Origin of the sequence: Dyella nitratireducens (genome assembly GCF_014642835.1) — a bacterium.
GTDB lineage: Bacteria > Pseudomonadota > Gammaproteobacteria > Xanthomonadales > Rhodanobacteraceae > Dyella_B > Dyella_B nitratireducens.
The window spans coordinates 328,465-347,011 of record NZ_BMJA01000003.1; the positions used below are offsets into that span (position 1 = coordinate 328,465).

At 62.1% G+C, this 18,547-nt stretch carries 8 protein-coding genes; 3 read left to right on the forward strand and 5 right to left on the reverse strand.

Annotated features, from left to right (window positions below; all coding sequences use genetic code 11):
* Positions 1-146 precede the first annotated feature (146 nt).
* A complete protein-coding gene (locus tag IEX75_RS17410) occupies positions 147-293 on the reverse strand; it encodes a hypothetical protein (protein ID WP_188796108.1) in 147 nt (48 codons plus the stop codon).
* Positions 294-379: 86 nt separating this feature from the next.
* On the opposite strand from IEX75_RS17410, the gene IEX75_RS17415 reads away from it, so the two are divergent.
* Positions 380-742 carry a type II toxin-antitoxin system RelE/ParE family toxin gene (locus IEX75_RS17415; RefSeq protein ID WP_188796109.1) on the forward strand — a complete coding sequence of 121 codons (363 nt, stop codon included), beginning with the start codon at positions 380-382 and terminating at the stop codon, positions 740-742.
* A 4-nt stretch (positions 743-746) separates the two neighbouring features.
* Positions 747-1,052: a helix-turn-helix domain-containing protein gene (locus IEX75_RS17420; RefSeq protein WP_188796111.1), complete on the forward strand. Its 306-nt coding sequence runs from the start codon at positions 747-749 to the stop codon at positions 1,050-1,052.
* A 91-nt stretch (positions 1,053-1,143) separates the two neighbouring features.
* On the opposite strand, the gene IEX75_RS17425 is transcribed toward IEX75_RS17420, so the two are convergent.
* From IEX75_RS17425 to IEX75_RS17435, 3 genes are all read right to left on the reverse strand, one after another.
* Positions 1,144-2,913: a ShlB/FhaC/HecB family hemolysin secretion/activation protein gene (locus IEX75_RS17425; RefSeq protein WP_229720927.1), complete on the reverse strand. Its 1,770-nt coding sequence runs from the start codon at positions 2,911-2,913 to the stop codon at positions 1,144-1,146.
* Positions 2,910-14,597: a YDG domain-containing protein gene (locus tag IEX75_RS17430; protein ID WP_188796113.1), complete on the reverse strand. Its 11,688-nt coding sequence runs from the start codon at positions 14,595-14,597 to the stop codon at positions 2,910-2,912. The genes IEX75_RS17425 and IEX75_RS17430 overlap by 4 nt, the downstream gene beginning before the upstream one ends.
* A 510-nt stretch (positions 14,598-15,107) precedes the next feature.
* On the reverse strand, positions 15,108-15,803 hold the full coding sequence (locus IEX75_RS17435) for a response regulator transcription factor (RefSeq protein WP_188796115.1): 696 nt from the start codon (positions 15,801-15,803) through the stop codon (positions 15,108-15,110).
* A 789-nt stretch (positions 15,804-16,592) separates the two neighbouring features.
* Between IEX75_RS17435 and IEX75_RS17440 the strand changes: the two genes are divergently transcribed.
* Positions 16,593-17,774 carry a right-handed parallel beta-helix repeat-containing protein gene (locus tag IEX75_RS17440; RefSeq protein ID WP_188796117.1) on the forward strand — a complete coding sequence of 394 codons (1,182 nt, stop codon included), beginning with the start codon at positions 16,593-16,595 and terminating at the stop codon, positions 17,772-17,774.
* A 177-nt stretch (positions 17,775-17,951) separates the two neighbouring features.
* On the opposite strand, the gene IEX75_RS17445 is transcribed toward IEX75_RS17440, so the two are convergent.
* On the reverse strand, positions 17,952-18,545 hold the full coding sequence (locus IEX75_RS17445) for a DNA-3-methyladenine glycosylase (protein ID WP_188796574.1): 594 nt from the start codon (positions 18,543-18,545) through the stop codon (positions 17,952-17,954).
* Positions 18,546-18,547 lie beyond the last annotated feature (2 nt).

Consider the following 18,547-nt stretch of genomic DNA (forward strand, 5'->3'; position numbering starts at 1 on the left):
GAATATATCTCCACGTTTTTGATCTCCGCAGCGTTGTTCACCTCGGAAATAAACAGCCTTGCCTCAACGTCATTCCGGCGAAGGCCGGAATCCATCGCCAGTACGAAGCATGGATTCCGGCCTTCGCCGGAATGACGGCCATGAGATTACGGCAAGTTCACCAGATGGCCCTGCTGCAAGCCAAACCGCCGCACCAAGGTTGCCGTAGGCGGTGTGCTCATGGGCTGATCGCTCGAACGGCCCAGATAGGTCACCACGATCTGGCTCTTCTCCACAACGATGCTTTTCGGCACGACGCGATCGCCGATCAGGGAAAAACCACCTGATATCCATGTATAGCACCTAGTGCTATAATTTTCTCAAAACGACATGGACGCGCATGCATATCTATAAGACCCGGCAATTTGCCAAATGGGCTTTAAAGGAGGGCCTGACCGACAGCGAGTTAAGAATGGCAGTTGGCGAAATGGAAGCAGGCTTGATTGATGCTGACCTAGGGGGTCATGTGGTCAAGAAACGGGTAGCGTTGTCTGGGCGCGGCAAGCGTGGGGGTGCGCGCACGCTACTGGCCTACCGTCTACGTGATCGGGCCTTCTTTATATATGGCTTTGCCAAGAACGAGCGCGACAATATCAGCGTTGGGGAACTGAAAGCCCTGAAACGCTTGGCAGCCATCTATCTTGGCTTTGATATGACGCAGCTGCGCCATGCAAAGTCCGAAAGCGAATTGATCGAGGTATAACGCCATGGCAAGTCGATTGCTGAAAACCCTTCATGAAACCGCCCAGGGATTGGCAAACAATGGCCTGATCGACGCACAGACTATGCGCGAGTTTGACGCCTTGTGCCTGCCACCGGTCAAAGATTTCACTCCTGCGCAGATCAAGCGACTGCGTTTGCGCTGCCGTGCCAGCCAGGCAGTGTTCGCGGCTTATCTCAATACCAGTCCATCCACCGTGCAGAAGTGGGAACAAGGGCAAAAGCACCCGAACGGCCCATCGCTGAAGCTCCTGAATCTGGTGGCCAGCAAGGGATTGGAGGCTCTGATCTGACCCACCCTCTTCGCCTGGCAAATCCACGACCGACACAACTGGCGGGTTTAAGGTTGGAGTTTTCACTCCAACCTACGCTTACCGCGCAAAATCAATAAAACCCCTTCTGCACCTGAAACCAGAACCGCGGCGTGCTACCCACGTGCGGTCCGGCAAGCTCCGGCTTGTTGCCGATCGGCTTGGCCACGCTGGTGGAGACCACCCAATCGCGTGGCGCGCTCCAATGCAGGCCGACGCCGAAGCTGCTCAAGCGTCCACTGTTCTGCCCGGGGATGAAGGGCTGCTTGTACGCCTGCACGCGACCGCTATCGACGAAAGCCGATGCCTGCCACGGCCCCGGCAACGCAGCGACTGAGAAATCGTGACGGTATTCGATGGTGCCCAAGTCGCCCTGCGCACCCGACAGCACGCCTACGTCGTAGCCACGCACGGTGCTGGGGCCGCCGAGGTAGAACTGTTCGGAAGTATCCAGGTTCTTGTTGGCATGCTGGCCAGAGAAGCCGAAGTACAGTGCGTTGGTAGCGTTCAGCTGTTGCAAGCGTGACAGGGAGTAATCCCACTTCACGTAAATGCCGGCAGTGCGCGCACCAAAATAATCCTCGAACAGCGTCTGGAAGTTATCCAGGTACAGGTGGCCACGCGTACCGCTGATGTTGAAGTTGGTGATGCCGGAGCTGTCGCGCTGGTCACCCGCCACGGTCAACACCCAGCTATTGGAGTGGCGATGCGTTTCGATGTCGGCGACGTCGATATCGTCGTAGAGACGCTTGTGGTCGTATTCGACCTGCACGTAGAGGTTACCGGCGGTGTTGCGGATGATCGGCTGCGACAGATTCACGCTTTGCGTGGTGGCCGTGCCGTGCGCGTGCAGGTCTGATAGACCATTGCCCAGTTTGTATTCCAATCCCGATGCAGCAAGACCGATCGTAGTGCCCTGCCCGGTCAGCAGATAGCGATAACCGACGTGCCCATAGCTCATGCCGCTGCCGGAACTGACACCGCTGAAATCCAGCACGTCGCCCTGGTGAAACAGGCCGTTGACATCGAACGTACCGTTGAGGCGCACGCGATCGGTGTAGGCATTGCCGTAATCATCCATGCTCAATGTGCCGGTGTAGCGCGGCGCATTGGTCACGTTGACGATCAGGTCCGAGGTGCCGTCCGCTTCGCCCGGCCGCATCACTGAATTGACGATGGCACCAGGCACGTCCGACAACAACAGCAAGCTGCGTTCCAGGCCGTACTCGCTCACCGGCTGGCCCGGTTGCAACGGTGACAAGGTGGCGCTGAGCGGATAGTGGCCGACCGAGCTCTGGTTCTGCAGCTCCACCTTGCCGTAGCGTGCTTCCAACACGGCGATGCGCACCACGCCATCATGCAGCGTCTGTGCCGGCACGTAGGCGGTTGCCAGCGGATAGCCGTGATCGTGGTAGTAGTCGCTCACCTTGCCGGCAAGATCATTCAGATCGTTGAGGCTCAACTCCTGCCCTTCGCCGGAAGCCACCAATGGATGCAAGGCATCGGTCTTGATCAGTGTATTGCCGGTGATCTCGATCGAGCGCACATGGAACTTGGTGTTGTCTTCCGAACGCGCAGCCTTTTGTTTCTGGACGTTGAGATCCAGGTTGGACGAAGGCGTTTCCTGCTGCGGCGGTTGCATCTGCTGCAGCAGCTGGCCGCTGTTCGTCTGTGGCGTGGTGACGTGTTGTGCGTGCACGGACGGCGCGCAAAGCGCCGCCGCGAGCGAAAGGCCAATCAAAGTAAGGCGAGGTGTCGCCGAATGCGGCACATTGTTCATGGATTCACCGGGGAAGTAGGACCGCTTGGAATGGCTGCTCTTGGAATGGTTGTTCATCATCATGGCGAGGCATCCGAGGGCAGACGCACGCCGCCGTTCTGGAGTTGCAGCGAAAGGCCGCTACGGAAATCCGAGCGCGCGCGGTTGCGTTCCACCGGCTTGTGTTTCATTTTCTGGTTGCCGGTAAACACGCCTACCGCATCGTCATCACTGGACCCGTAAGGTGTGGCGATCGCGGCCGGCTGCAGGCCACCTTGCAGTTGGGCGATCCAGCTGCCCTGCACACCGGTACCGTCGAAGCCTGCACTGGTGATGTTGGCCGTCGTGGTGGTGACCGGATCGGCGATGACGTAATTACCTGCGTCCACGCCCGACGCCGTAATACCGCTGACGGTCACCGTCTTGCCGTTGCCCACGTAGGGATCGGCAAAATTAGCCGAACTGTCGGCCACGCTTATCTGGTCGCCCGGCAGCACACCGTTGCTGCTGAGCGAGACCACGTCGCTGGTCTTGCCGTTGTACTGGCGATTGCTACCGGTGGCGGTGACCGTGATCGACAGTGGCGTGACGTTGGCCGTCAAACCGATCGGCTGCAACAGGATGTAGTTGCTGGCATCGCTGCCGCTGATCGTCATGGCCGTGCTGACCGCCTTGCCATTGCCGACGTTCTTGTCACCGAACAGACCGGTGCTGTCGTTGCCGAGCGCCACGTCGTCGTTGCCGAACACACCGCTCAGCGTCGCGCCGTTCAAGGCATCGATGGTGGTGCCGTCGTAGACGCGATTAGTGGTCGTGGTGCCGATCACAGTGAGCGTGGCGGGTGTAATGCTGACCCAGTCGGTACCGCCCGCCAGCGTGTAGTTGCTGGCCAGGCCTGTGCCGTTGCCGAGCACCAGCGAACCGAGATTGGCGAAGGGACGTTGCGAACCCACGTTCTTGCTGGTGAGCACGCCCGAACCGCTGAGGTCCACGGTTTCGCCATTCACGCCGGTGCTGATCACGCCGTTGCTGCCGAACAGGCTGGCGTCGGCGCCCGTGGTGCCGTCATACACGCGCGTGCTGGTGAGGCTGAGCACGTACGGGTTGATGGTGGCGCTGGTGCTTGCCGTGTTGTTGAAGCTGTAGTCGCCGGCATCGGCACCCGTGGCGGTGATGCCGGTAACGGCAATCGCGACGTTGTTGCCCGCGTTCGGCGAGTTGAAGGTGGCCGCGCCGTCGTGGAAGTTCACCGTGTCGCCCGCAAACACACCGTTGCTGGCAAGCGTGACGCCGGCGGTGGTGTTGGCGTCGTAGGTCTTGCTCTGGCCGGTGGCGCTCACTGTGATGGCCAGCGGCGTGACGGTCACCTGGTCGGTGCCGCCCACCAGCGTGTAGTTGCTGGCCAGACCGGTGCCATTGCTCAACAGCAACGTGCCGAGGTTGGCGAACGGCTGCGTGCCTACGTGCTTGCTGGCGAGGACGCCGGTACCGCTGACGTCGACGGTTTCGCCGTTCACGCCGGTGAGCACGCCGTTGCTGCCGAACAAGTCGGCGTTGGCGTCCGTCATGCCGTCGTATACGCGCGTGCCGATCAGGTTGAGCACGACCGGTGTGATCGTGCCGGTGAGACCCGTGGGCTGCACCAATGTGTAGTCGCCCGCGTCGCTGCCGCCGATCGTCATGGTGCTCGCCGTCACGCCGATGTTCGTGCCCGCATTCGGTGTGGCGAACGTGCCGCTGGTGGCGTTGCCCAGCGTTACCTGGTCGTTGCCCAGCACGCCGCTCAAGGTCGCATTGCTCAGGGTCGCCGCGGTGGTGCTGTCGTAGGTCTTGGTGTCGACGGTGGTACCGACTACCGTCAACATGGCCGGCGTCAGCGTGTACGAGTCGGTGCCGCCTACCAGTGTGTAGTTGCTGGCGTTGGCGCTGCCGACGCCAACCAGCCCCAGCGTGCCCAGGTTGAAGCCGCTGCCCGTGTACGCCGTGCCGCCGTTCACGTCCTTGCCTGACGTCGAACCTTTACCGCTCAGCGTGAACGTGTCGCCGTTCAAACCGGTGATGGGAGCGAAGCTGCTGCCGCTGGTGCCGTCGCTGTAGATGTTCGTCGTGCCGTCGTACGTGCGCGTACCGGTCAGGTTGAGCACAAACGGGTTGATGGTGTACCTGTCCGTCTGGCCATTCGTCGGCGTGCCGGCCAGCGTGTAGTTGCCGGCCAGTTCCGTGCCTGAGTTGGCGCCCGCGTTGTTCAGCGTCAGCCCGTTCACGCCAATCTGCTGCGTGCTGGTGGGCGCGCCCGACAAGATGGTGGCGCTATAGGTACCTGCGTTCGCGCTGTACGACGTGCCTTGGCCGCTCACCGTGAACTGGTCGCCATTGACGCCACTCAACGTACCCAGATCGCCGCCATTGACGTTCGCCGTGCCGTCGTACTGACGCGTGCCGCTGAAGCCCAGCACGTACGGCGAGATCGTGGCCGTGGTGGTTGCGGTGGTGTTGATGGTGTAGTCGCCCGCATTCGCGCCGCTCGCGGCGACGCCGCTCACCGTCACCGTCTGCGCAATCACGTTGCCGTTGGTATCGTGGGCCACGTTCGGGCTGGCGAAACTCGCACCGGTGTCGGTGAAGTTCACCGTGTCGCCAGCCAATACGCCGCCGCTGGTGAGCGAGGTCACCGTCGCGGTGCCCGTGCCGTCGTACACCTTGTTCGCCGCCGTCGCGCCCACGGTGATGGCCAGCGGCGTGAGCGTGTACGAGTCCGTGCCGCCCACCAGTGTGTAGTTGCCGGCGATGGCGCTGCCGACGCCAACCAGCCCCAGCGTGCCCAGGTTGAAGCCCTGCGTCGCGCTCGTCGTCGAACCGGTGCCCGTGTACGCCGTGCCGCCATTCACGTCCTTGCCTGACGTCGAACCTTCACCGCTCAGCGTGAACGTGTCGCCGTTCAAACCGGTGATGGCGGCGAAGCTGCTACCGCTAGTGCCGTTGCTGTAGATGTTCGTCGTGCCGTCGTAGGTGCGCGAACCCGTCAGGTTCAATGCCAGCGGCGTGATGCTGGCCGTGGTAGTGGCTGTGTTGTTGACGGTGTAGTCGCCCGCATTCGCGCCGCTCGCGGCGATGCCGCTCACCGTCACCGTCTGCGCAATTACGTTGCCATTGGTATCGTGGGCTACGTTCGCGCTGGCAAAGCTCGCGCCGGTATCGGTGAAGTTCACCGTGTCGCCAGCCAATACACCGCCGCTGGTGAGCGAGGTCACCGTTGCGGTGCCCGTGCCGTCGTACACCTTGTTCGCCGCCGTCGCCCCCACGGTGATCGCCAGCGGCGTGAGCGTGTACGAGTCCGTGCCGCCCACCAGTGTGTAGTTGCCGACGTTGGCGCTGCCAACGGCAACCAGCCCCAGCGTGCCCAGGTTGAAGCCCTGCGTCGTGCTCGTCGTCGAACCGGTGCCCGTGTATGCCGTGCCACCGTTCACGTCCTTGCCCGACGTCGAACCTTCACCGCTCAGCGTGAACGTGTCGCCGTTCAAACCGGTGATGGCGGCGAAGCTGCTGCCGCTGGTGCCGTCGCTGTAGATGTTCGTCGTGCCGTCGTACGTGCGCGAACCCGTCAGGTTCAACGCCAGCGGCGTGATGCTGGCCGTGGTAGTGGCCGTGGTGTTGTTAACGGTGTAGTCGCCCGCATTCGCGCCGCTCGCGGCGATGCCGCTCACCGTCACCGTCTGCGCAATCACGTTGCCGTTGGTATCGTGGGCTACGTTCGCGCTGGCGAAGCTCGCACCGGTGTCGGTGAAGTTCACCGTGTCGCCAGCCAATACGCCGCCGCTGGTGAGCGAGGTCACCGTTGCGATGCCCGTGCCGTCGTACACCTTGTTCGCCGCCGTCGCACCCACGGTGATCGCCAGCGGCGTGAGTGTGTACTTGTCCGTGCCACCCACCAGTGTGTAGTTGCTGGCGTTGGCGCCGACCAGCGCCAGCGTGCCCAAGTTGAAGCCGCTGCCCGTGTACGCCACCCCACCGTTCACGTCCTTGCTCGATATCGAACCTTCACCGCTCAGCGTAAACGTGTCGGTACCGATACCCGTGATGGCGTCGAAGCTGCTGCCGCTGGTGCCATCGCTATAGATGTTCTTCGTGCCGTCATAAGTGCGGGAGCCGGTGAGGTTCAACACCTTCGGACTGATCGTGTACGTGTCCGTCTGGCCATTTGTCGGCGTGCCGGCCAGCGTGTAGTTGCCGGTCAGTTCCGTGCCCGAGTTGGCGCCTGCGCTGTTCAGCGTCAGCCCACTCACGCCAATCTGCTGCGTGCTCGTGGGTGCGCCCGACAAGATGGTGGCGCTATAGGTACCTGCGTTCGCGCTGTACGACGTACCTTGCCCGCTCACCGTGAACTGGTCGCCATTGACGCCACTCAACGTACCCAGATCGCCACCATTGACGTTCGCCGTGCCGTCGTATTGACGCGTCCCGCTCAAGCTCAACACGTACGGCGAGATGGTGGCCGTGGTGGTCGCCGTGGTGTTGACGGTGTAGTCGCCCGCATTCGCGCCGCTCGCGGCGATGCCGCTCACCGTCACTGTCTGCGCAATCACGTTGCCGTTGGTATCGTGGGCTACGTTCGCGCTGGCGAAACTCGCACCGGTGTCGGTGAAGTTCACCGTGTCGCCAGCCAACACGCCGCCACTGGTGAGCGAGGTCACCGTTGCGGTGTTCGTACCGCTGTAAACCTTGTTCGCCGCCGTCGCGCCCACGGTGATGGCCAGCGGCGTGAGCGTGTACTTGTCCGTGCCACCCACCAGGGTGTAGTTGCCGGCGTTGGCGCCGACCAGCGCGAGCGTGCCCAAGTTGAAGCCGCTGCCCGTGTACGCCGTCCCGCCGTTCACGTCCTTGGCCGATATCGAACCTTCACCACTCAGCGTGAACGTGTCGCCGTTCAAACCGGTGATGGCGACGAAGCTGCTGCCGCTGGTGCCGTCGCTATAGATGTTCTTCGTGCCGTCGTACGTGCGCGTACCAGTCAGGTTGAGCACAAACGGGTTGATGGTGAACGTGTTGCCCGTGGTCTCCAGCGTGTAGTTGCCGGAGGCGCTGCCGGAAAGGCTCAGGCCGGATGAAGTGAACTGTTTGCCGCCGGTTCCCGCGTTGTCGTAGGTACCGATGTTCGCGCTCGACACCGAGCCGGTGCCGCTCACGATCACGTTCGACACATCGCCGCTGGTCACGCCGACGACCTGCCAGGTGGTGCCCGCTTGGCCGTTGGCATCGGTGTTGCCGTCGTACACGCGCGTGCCAGCGATGGTGACCAGCTTCGCGTTGACGTCATACGTGTCGTTGCCGCCCACGAAGGTGTAGTTGCTGGCCAGTTCGGTGCCTGCGTTGGCACCGGTGCCAGTCAGCGTCAGTCCGCTGACGCCGATCTGCGTGGTGCCGCTTGGCGTGCCGCTGGTGCCGCTGGCGTTGCCACCGTAGTTGCCCTTGTTCGCGCTGCTCAGCGATCCCGTGCCGCTGACGGTGAACGTGTCGCCGTTGAGGCCGGTGAAGGTGGTGGTGCCGAGCGTGCCGCTGCCAGTCGTTGCATCAAGAAGATCACTGCCGTTGACGTTCGTAGTGCCGTCGTAGGCGCGCGAGCCGCTGAAGCTGAGCACGTAGGGATTGACCGTGTACGTGACTTTACCGATTTCATAGTTGCTGGCGGTGCCGCTGCCGGTGACAAGGGTCAGGCCGTCGCCGCTGACAGCATTCACCGTCGTGGTGTTGGTGCTGGCATTGCCGCTGTTAGCCAGCGTGTAGGGGCCATCGAGGGTCAGCGTTTCGGTACCGATGCCCGTGGCGAAGCTGCCATCGGTGGAGGAAACGGCATGGCTGCCATTGGAGAAGTTGCCGTTGCTGATGCTGACCGTGGTGTTGCCGGTGTAGGTGCTCGAACCGGTGAAGTTGATCACGTAGGGCGTGATCTGGAACTGGTTGCCCGTCGATGCAATCGCGTAGTTGGAATTGCTCAAGGTCAAGCCGGTAGCGGTGAACGTACCGCTGCCCGAACCGTCGGAGTTGTACGTTCCCACGTTCGCGAGCGACACCGAGCCGCTGCCGCCGTTCACCGTGACCGAGTCGCCGGACACCACGCCGGAATTCGCATTGCCGGCCACGGCACCAGGTGCCGCCCAGGTGATGGCGCCGCTGTTGCCGGTCACCGTGGTAGTGCCGTCGTACGAGCGCACGCCGCTGAGGGTGACCGGGCGCTGGTTGATGGTGCCGGTCAGGCCCGACGGCTGCACGATGGCGTAGTTGCCGGCATCGTTGCCGGTGATGTCCCCACTGCTGATGGTGACCGCTTTGCCCGAGCCGGCGTTCTTGTTGTTGAACGTGCCGGCGATGTTGCCGCTGCTCACCTGGACGTTGTCGCCGGTCAGGACGTCGCCCGACACATTGCCTGATGTGAGCGTCGCGCCGGTCACCGTCGCGCTGGTGGTGCCGTCGTAAACCTTCGTGGTCACCGATGCGCCGGTGATGTTCAACGGGGCCTTGGTGATGGTGTAGCTGTCCGTGCCGCCGACCAGGGTGTAGTTGCTGGCCAACTCCGTGCCAGCGTTGCTGCCGGCGTTGGCCAGCGCCAGCGAACCAAGGGTGAACGAGCCGGCGCCGGAAGTGTAGGTGCCGACATTCTTGCTCGTCGTCGCGCCCGTGCCAGTCACGGTGAACTGGTCGCCGTTGAGGCCGGTCAAGGTGCCGAACGTGTTGGCGTTGTCGGCATTGGTGACGTTGCCGGAAAGGCTGGAATAGATGTTGGTGGTGGTGTCGTACACGCGCGTGGCGCTGAGGTTCAGCACATAAGGCGTGATGGTGCCAGTACCCGTCGCCGTCGTTGGCAGGATGTAGTTCGACAGCAAGGTGCTGGCGTTGTCGACCTTCCAGTCGGACGACACCAGGGTCGAATTGACCACGCTGCCATTGACGCCATTGACATTGGGTGACGCATAACTCGCCGTCGCCGACTGCGGCAGCGTGGCGCCCTGCCCGCTCACCCAGCCACTGTTGGAATTCCCTGCGACGGCGCCGATGGTGTAGTCGCCTGCAGTGAGCGTCGCGGAGGTGCTGCCGTCGTAAACCTTGGTGGGGTTGCCGGTGATGGTGACGCTGAGCGGCCGCGGCGTGATGCTGGCGGTCAGTCCGGTGGGATTCACCACATAGTAGTCATTGGACTTGTCGCCGGCCGTGCCGGCACTCAGCGAAAAGCCGTTGACGCCGGTGACGCTGAGGTTGTTGCCGACGTTGGCCGTGCTGAACGTGCCGGTGGTACCCGTGGCCGACAAGGTGACGTCGTTTGCGTTGTCCGCACCCACGAAGCCGCTGAGCGTGGCGTTCTGGGTATCGAACGTGAAGCTGTTGTTGGCACCGAACGTGGCGGTGGTGGTGCCGTCGTATACCTTGCCGTTGGCGACGATGCCGCTGATGGTCAACGGCGCCTGCGTGATGTTGGCGGCGAGGGCCGGCTGCACCAGGTTGTAATTGCCGGCCGAGGTGCCGCCGAGGCTGAAGAGGGTAGACACCGTCTGGCCGTTGCCCGCGTCCGCCGACGCGAACGTGCCGGCCACGGTCGAACCGGTGACGGCGCCATTGCCGGCGATGCTGCCGGTGGTGGTGGTGCCGATGGTCAGCGTGATGGCGCTGTTGTTCTTGTCCACGTCGGCAAGGCCGGCCAACTGGCCGTTGACGATGTTGACGGTGGCGTTGTTGGTCGTGTCGTAGACCTTGTTCTGCGCATAGACGCCGGTGACGTACAACGGCGCCGGCGTGATGGTGCCCATGCCGCTCACGTTGTAGACCAGGTTGTAGTTGGTCAGCAGTGTGCCGCCGTTGGCAGCGTAGTTGTTCTGCGTGAGCGTGCCGGTGACGCCGATCTGATTGCTGAGCACGTTGCCGTTGACGTCGCGAACCACGTTCGGCGACGCATAGGTGAACGATGCCGTGGGCGTGATGGTGGCGCCCTCGCCACTGACCCAACCGCTGTCCTTCGTGCCGCTGGTGTTGTTGTCAACGTAGCCGTAAACGGTGAAGTTGCCGTTGGAGAGCGGCAGCACCGTCGTGTTGCCGTCGTACTGCTTGATGACGCCGTTGAGCGTGATGTACAGAGTCTTGGCGACGATGCTGCCAGTACCGGTGACGCTCTCAGGGAAGGTGTAGTTGGTCTGCCAGTTGGCGGAGCAACCGGTGCAGGTGAAATCCGCCAACGTCAGATTGCTGACGCTGAGCGGCTGCGAGCCGACGTTGGCGCTGGCGAAAAAGCCGGTGAGATTCGCACTTGCAGACAGCGCGATGCCGCTGTCGCCGGCCTGCGCGCCGCCGAGTACGAGAACCGCACTTCCCAGCGGAACCGAACCGGGGTTGGTGGTGCTCGATCCGGTGATGGCGATCGTGTTGGTGCCGTCGTAGACCTTGCTGCCGCTGGCTCCCGTGACGAGTATGCCCGTCAATCCTGCGGGCGTGATGGTGCCGTAGCCCAGCGCCTGGGTCGGCAACGAGTAGTTCGACAGCAAGGTGTTGCCGTTGGCCGTGTAGTTGCCGCTGGACAGCGCCGCGACAACGCCCCACGTACCGGCATTGCCCTCGTAGCTGCCTGGACCCGGGGCAGCGCCGTTGGCGGTGTCGTAGTAGTTGCCCATGGCCGGGCCGTTCAGCGTGATGCTTTCGCCCGGAATCACGCCCGACAGCGTGTAGTTGCCGCTGGACAGCGGGGCCGACGTGTCGCTGGCGCCGTCATAGGTGCGCGTGGGATTGCCGTTGATGGTCACCGTCAGCGGCGCGGGCGTGATGTGGCCGCTGCCGACGACGCTGGTGTTGAACGTGTAGTTGCCGGCCTTGGCGCCGTTGGCGAAGTTGAGATCCGACGATTGCAGCGTGGCCGTCACCGTGTCGGTGCCGACGTTGGGCGCACTGGCGCCGGAGTAGACCGCAGGCGCCTGGTTCACCGAAACGGTCTGGCCCGACACGACGTTGGCGACCGTGAAGTTGCCCGTGGACAGCGTGGCGTAATTGGTGCCGTCGTAGATCTTGTCGGCGCTGCCGCTGAACTCGATGTCCAACACCCGCGGCGTGATGTTCGCAGTGAGGCCGGTCGGCGCGTTGACGGTGTAGTTGCTGTTGTCGACGGACAGGCCGTTGACCGCGACTGCCAGGCCGGTGCCGGCATCCGACTGGCTGAAAGTCCCCGTGGCCGACCCCGTCAAATGCACGCTGTCGCCGTTCAACGCAGGGCTGAGCTGGGCGCCGCTGGTGTTCAGGGTGTCCGCGGTGGTGCCGTCGTAGGTCTTGTTGTTCGCGGTGATGCCGCTGACGGTGAGCGCGTAGCGGGCAATGTCGGCGGTCAGGTTCGTGGGTGCGATCAGTTGATAGTCCGCGACCTTGGTGGCGGCGACACCGGCGGAATCCGTCGTATCCACCAGGGCGAAGCCGCTGAGCGCGACGGCGATGTTGTTGCCAGCATTGGCGCTGGCGAAGATGCCGACGGCGTTGCTCTTGTCGAGCGTGACGTGATCGGTGCTGAGCACGCCGTAGATGTTGGCGTTGCTGGTGTCCAGCGTGTCGCTGGTGGTCTGGTCGTAGGTCTTGTTGGTGGCCAGTACGCCACTCAGCTGTACCGGCGCCGGTGTGATGACGCCGTAGCCGGCCGTCGCGTCCTGGGCTAGCGCGGCGCTGGTGATGGAGGTGGCCGTGGGCAGGATGTAGTTGGAGAGCTTGGTACCTGAGCCAACGACGAAGTTGGTGCTGGTGAAGCTGGCGTTGACCGCCACCTGGCCACCGCCCGGCGTAGTGCCGCCGTTGGTGTTGACGTCGGCGCTGGCGTAGCCCACCGAACTGGGCTGGTTCACCGTGATGCTCTGCCCCGCGGCAAGGCCGGTGATGTAGTAGTTGGCCGAAGTCAGCGTGGCCGTGGTGGTGCCGTCGTACACCTTGGTGGGGTCGCCGATGATGGTGGCGTACAACTGCGCCGCGACGATCTGGCCGATGTTCGCCGTCCTGGACGCGCCAGACAGGGTGTAGCCGTAAACCGGCGTGCTGCCGTTGACGATGTTGAAGCCGGCGATGGACGACGGCGAGGTCACCGTAAGGCCGGTGCCCACGTCGGACTGGCTGTACGTACCGGCGGCCGACGCAATGGTGTCGCCGTTGATCAAACCACTGGTGCTGAGATTGGACGCCGCAAGCGATGCGCTGGTGGTGCCGTCATAGGTTTTCGACACGGTGCCGGTGACGCCCGAGACCGACAGCGTGGGCGCCAAACTGTAGAACACACCGTTGCCTGTGGCGGCCGCCGCCGTGCCGATCGGCGCGTTGTACTGAATGAAGTTGGGCGCGAGGCCGCCCAGTTTCTCGCCGGTGGCCGTGGGGCTGGCGCTGTAGATCGCCCAGTTGCCGCCCAAACCCGACGCGCCGGCGTTGTTGACGAAGGCATTGCCCGCGTTCAATACCGTCTTGCCGCTGGCGCCGGTATTGGTGATGGCGGCGTTGAGGTTGACGTTGTTGCTTGCGGTCAGCGTGAGCGTCGTGTTGGCACTCCACGTCACCGCTTGATTGACGTTGACATTGCCGGAGGTACCGCTGGCACCGTTAGCGCTGGTGAACGCGACGTTGCCGTTGGCGAGCTGGGTTTCAAGATTGGTGGCGGTGATATCGCCGCCGCTGGCGGCGATGGTGAAATCAGTGGGATCAACCAGCCACGTGCCATCCTTGCCACCGGCTGCCTTGGTGGTGATGACGGCGCCATCGGCGATGTGCGCCTGCGCGCCACTGGTTTCGATGGCACCGCCATTGCCACCCTTCGGCGCACTCGCATCAAGCGTCCCGCCGACATTCACCTGCCCTGCCGTCATGCCGCCCAGCAACGTGATTTCGCCGTTGTGGTTCTGCACGGTCTGCGCCTGCACGCGACCGCTGTTATTCACCACGCTGGCAAGCAGGCTGTCTTTGGCGCCCGCGGTCATGATCACGCGGCCACCGTCGGCGACGACCAGCTGGCGATTCTCCACCAGGTTGTTCAGCGTGCTCTGATCGACCTGCAGGTGCACGACCTGGTTGCCGGAGAACGTCAGCGTGACGGCGCTGCCGCCGCCCATCGCCACCGTGCCCAGCTGCGCGGTGACCACGCCCTGGTTCGAAACCTGGTTGCCGAGCAAGGCGATGTAACCGCCGTTGTTCGCCGTCAGGCTGCCGCGATTGATGATGCTGCCCTTGCCATTGCCGCTGAAACGGCGATCGCTGGAATCGAGCGTGCTGTCGTCGAAATCCAGCGTGGAGGCCACCAGGCCACCGACGTTCACCTGCGCACTCTGCCCGAACAAGATGCCGTTCGGGTTGATCAGCCAGACCTGGCCGTTGGCATTGAGGTGGCCGAAGATTTCGCTGGGCGTGCTGCTGAAAATGCGATTGATCGCGATCGCACCGCTGCCCGGCTGCAGGAAGTTCACCGTCTGGTCCGGCGCGATGTCGAAGCTTTGCCAGTTCAGTGACAAGGTCTGGCTGTTCTGCCGGATCGTGGTGGTGTTGCCCACCTGCTGGATCTGTCCCGAGCCGCCAATGATCTGGCCGCCGATCGGGCCGCCGCTGGCCTGGGCCAGCCCGGTCATGCCCAGCGCGGTTGCCAGCAGCGAAAGCGCGGCAAGCCTGCGGCCTATGACGTGCGTGCGTGAAGCGATGTCAGGAACGATGGAAGTGCGGGCATCAAGCACGACAACATCCCTCGCACCGAAGCGATTCCGGTACAGACGACGGCTAGAACTCATGGCACTACACCTGATTTAAGTTTAGGGATTGGCAGCCTTGTCACACGTGACGCGGGGGGTTGCTTGCTCGCGCACGCTTCAAATGACACGCGCAACACAGCGATCCGGCCTGAATCCGGCTCCCGTCGCAGCCGACAAAAATCGGCCGCAAACGAGCGCTGACTCAAAGCCAGTCACATGACGCGTGGTGTTTCGACAGGCGACCCCTGTTTGGCTCGCCCAGACCTCACGTACAACTCATGACCCGTCCACGAGTCACAACGTACGAATGAGATCTCCCCCTGTTCCCTCTGCTTTTCACGAAAGTGATGATTTGCTGCTTGAAACGCGACGGCGTACCCATTTCCTCAGGTGATTTTTTGCGACGATTGCACTCGTCTACTTCCCTGTTTTTTGCGCCACTTCGCAGCGAGCGAACTGTAAGTACTCGGCGCCCTTCCCACAATCTCAAATCCTGACCATTTCTTGCATTTTCTTGCGGCTGTTAAAGCGCTTGAAACGTTGGCCCTCTCAATTCAAGGCCAAGGTGTAACCCACTCCTCGTACGGCAAGCAGCGGCAATGTTTCGCCGGATTTTTTCGTCACTTTCTGCCGTAGCCGATGGATCAGCATTTCCAGCCGCGCCGGGTCGAACCCGGGAATGATCGTCGCCAGTTCATCGATCAATTCGGCGCGCGGCGTCGGTTCTGGCGTTGAAGCCGCCAAACGGTTGAGCAGCAGACGCTCCGGCATCGATAGCGCGATGATCACGCCATTGGGTGCCACCAGCCGCCATCCGCCCGATTCCAGATGCCAGCCCGTGGCGGCGAGTTCATACGACGCCGCATTGCCCACGCGGCGACTCAGGCTGTGCAGCGAAGCGGCCAGCACTTCCACATCGACCGGCTTGCTGAGATAGACGTCGGCGCCTTCGATCAAACCCCGCACGCGATGCGCGGTGGAATCCAGCGCGGACAGCACCACGATGCCGATATCCGACAGCGCGCGCAGCTGGCTCACAATCTTGAACCCGTCTTCGTTAGGCAGTGCAATATCCAGCACCAGCAAGCGGTAGCGTTCAACCACGATCGAGCGGTAGAGCTCCGCCGCCGTGCCGACGCCTACCGCATTGAAACCAAAAGCCTTTAACCCTGGCACCAGAATGTGGTCTCGCAACTGCGCGTCGTCTTCCACAACGAGCACGTTGCCCTTTGCGCTTTCAACCATGCCTATCCCCTGCTCCAGGCGCCTGCCGGCGCCGGTGCGGCAGCGGATATCGCTTCCCGCTGCCACGTCCGCTTGTATGACTAATACCCGAGCGTACGCTTATGAAGTTGCAAAAGTCTATGTGCAGACATGCACAGGAGCTGGATAAAGCTTTGTAATCACGGCAATGCGGCGACATATACCTTGCTCGTCCGCACGAGCTTTCGCCGCGGAGTGGAGATACCGGCAGCCATATACGATTCCAGACATGCCATGGGCCTCTTCGGTCACGCCATGCATGGCTGTTTCCATGCTGCTTGCGAATGAATCGATTGCGTCCAAAACATCCCACTGAAATGTCGATGGAAGGATCAGGCACACAACCCAACGCGATAACGTGCGCGAAAAAAGGAAAAATCCATCGGGGCTGCCGTGACATCGCTTGCCGATGCATGTGGATCACACGGTATTTCAAGCCGCCCGCGCTCAACGTCACCCGTAGTGCCATGCGGAAGTAGGCATTTTTGGGCCGAAAGTGGCGTTGATGGTTGATGTTTGCCCGTCAAGGTCAAACGCATATATGTGCGCCATTCGTTAAACCGCAACGCAATTTGCGATCAAGTTCACGGGTTTGCTTGCGCAATCGAAAAAGCAAGCCTTCTGTGCGAACAGTGTGAGCAAAAGCGGCATTTCACATTTGCACCGTCACGTGACGATGCCGCATCTTAACCCCGCAGTAAACAAAAACTGTGCAGCAAACATGCTGCAAAAAAATTCGTTGTTGCTATCCAAAACAGGGGTTTCGAATCCATGAAAAGCAAATCGGCGCCGCAGGGCGCACAAGAGCGTTTTGTCAAAAACGCACGTAGTCCGCGCTTTTTCACGTCGCGCGCCAAGATCTTGACAGCCATCGCCGCGTCTTTGGCGCTCGCCACTCTGTCACTGCCTGCCTCCGCAACCAACTGGTGGAATCCATCTCCCACCATCACGATCGGTAGCGGCTGGGTCAACGTTCGCGATTTCGGTGCGATGGGCAATGGCGTAACGGACGATACCGCCGCCATCCAGGCTGCCATCGATGCTCTGCCGGCCAGCGGCGGTACCGTCGTCGTGCCGACCGGCACGTACATGATCGACGCGACCAAGAGCATCAATATGCGTTCGAACACTCGCCTTTCGCTGTGGGGCGACGCTTATCTCCAGGCCATTCCGAACAACGCCGACTTTGCTGCGGTGGTGAAGGCATGGAATGTCAATAACGTTGAAATTCTCGGCGGCTACATCGTCGGCGAGCGCAGCCAGCATCTCGGCACCAACGGCATGGGTTATGGCATCAGCATCCAGGAAGCGAACCAGGTCTATGTGCACGACATGACCCTTTCCAATAACTGGGGTGATGGCGTGCTGGTCGGCACCACCTTCGGCTGGAGAACGTTCACCCCACCGTCCGGCGTCACCTTGACCCGCGTCATCGCCAACAACAATCGCCGCCAGGGCCTGTCGATCACGGCAGCCAACCAGGTGTATGTGGTGAACAGCAGCTTCACCGGTTCCAACGGCACCGCCCCGCAGGCAGGCATCGATATCGAGCCGCAGACGCTTGGCCCGACCTCGCAGGTACGCATTGAAAATTCCGTGATGTCGAACAACGTGGGCAATGGCCTGGAAGTGCACGACAACGTGTCCGACGTGGTGGTGACCAGCGATGCCGCCGAGAACAACCAGGGCTACGGTGTGTTCACGCTCGGCACGGACAACGTGACCATCACCAACGACACACTGTCCCAGAACTACCTGTTCGGCGTGGACATCGACGCCAACACCAACACCGTGCAACTGACCAACAACACCATCACCTACAACGGTGCCGCCTGGTTCGTCGCGCACAACGAATCGCCGCTGACACCCAGCTGGACGCCGCGCGACATCACCATCGACAGCACGGCGGTGAACGTCACGCAGTCCAACAATACGATTTCGCCGCTGCCGTGATCACGGGTTCTCTTCCGGCCGCCACGTCCGCACACACAGGCATCTGAGCACGTATTGATTGGTTTTTTAGTGTTGTGCGCGGGCATGACGGCCCTCGGGTACGCAAAGCATGCAAGGACTTTAGCTCCGGCTCGGCATCTATCGCCGAGCCGCATTGCTTTGTGCCACATCATCGCCTCACTTCTTTGAGACATACGCACTTTCATCCACATACCAGCGCCACGGATAATCCGCCGCCTTGGTGAGGCCGATGCGCGTGGTCCGCACGGGCTGTTCCGGCGGCGGCACGCCATCATCCACAAGCGTGCAGGTATCACCAAGCACCAGATCAAGGCCGTTCTGCAGCTTGCTGATGCTCATGGCTTGCGTGAGACAGGCGGGACCGTTGCATAGCTGGCGATCATTCCTGGCCAGTGGACGCGCGGCATACATCAGATCGAGACCGGCAATAGGCTGCAGTGCACGGATCAGCACGGCGTTGCCCGCACCTTGCGGCCCACACACTGTGTTGGCGCACCAATGCATGCCGTAGGTGAAATACACATACATGTGACCCGGCCGGCCGAACATCACTTCGGTACGCGGTGTCTTGCCCCGGTACGAGTGAGCAGCGGGATCATCGGCGCCGCGATAGGCTTCCACCTCCACGATACGGCCGGCACGGCCGTCATGGCAGCGCAGCACCTTGTTCAACAACTCGGGGGCGACGATCAATGGATCGCGATTGTAGAAGGAGCGTGGGAGCTTTTTGTGTTTCTTGATCGCGGCCATAG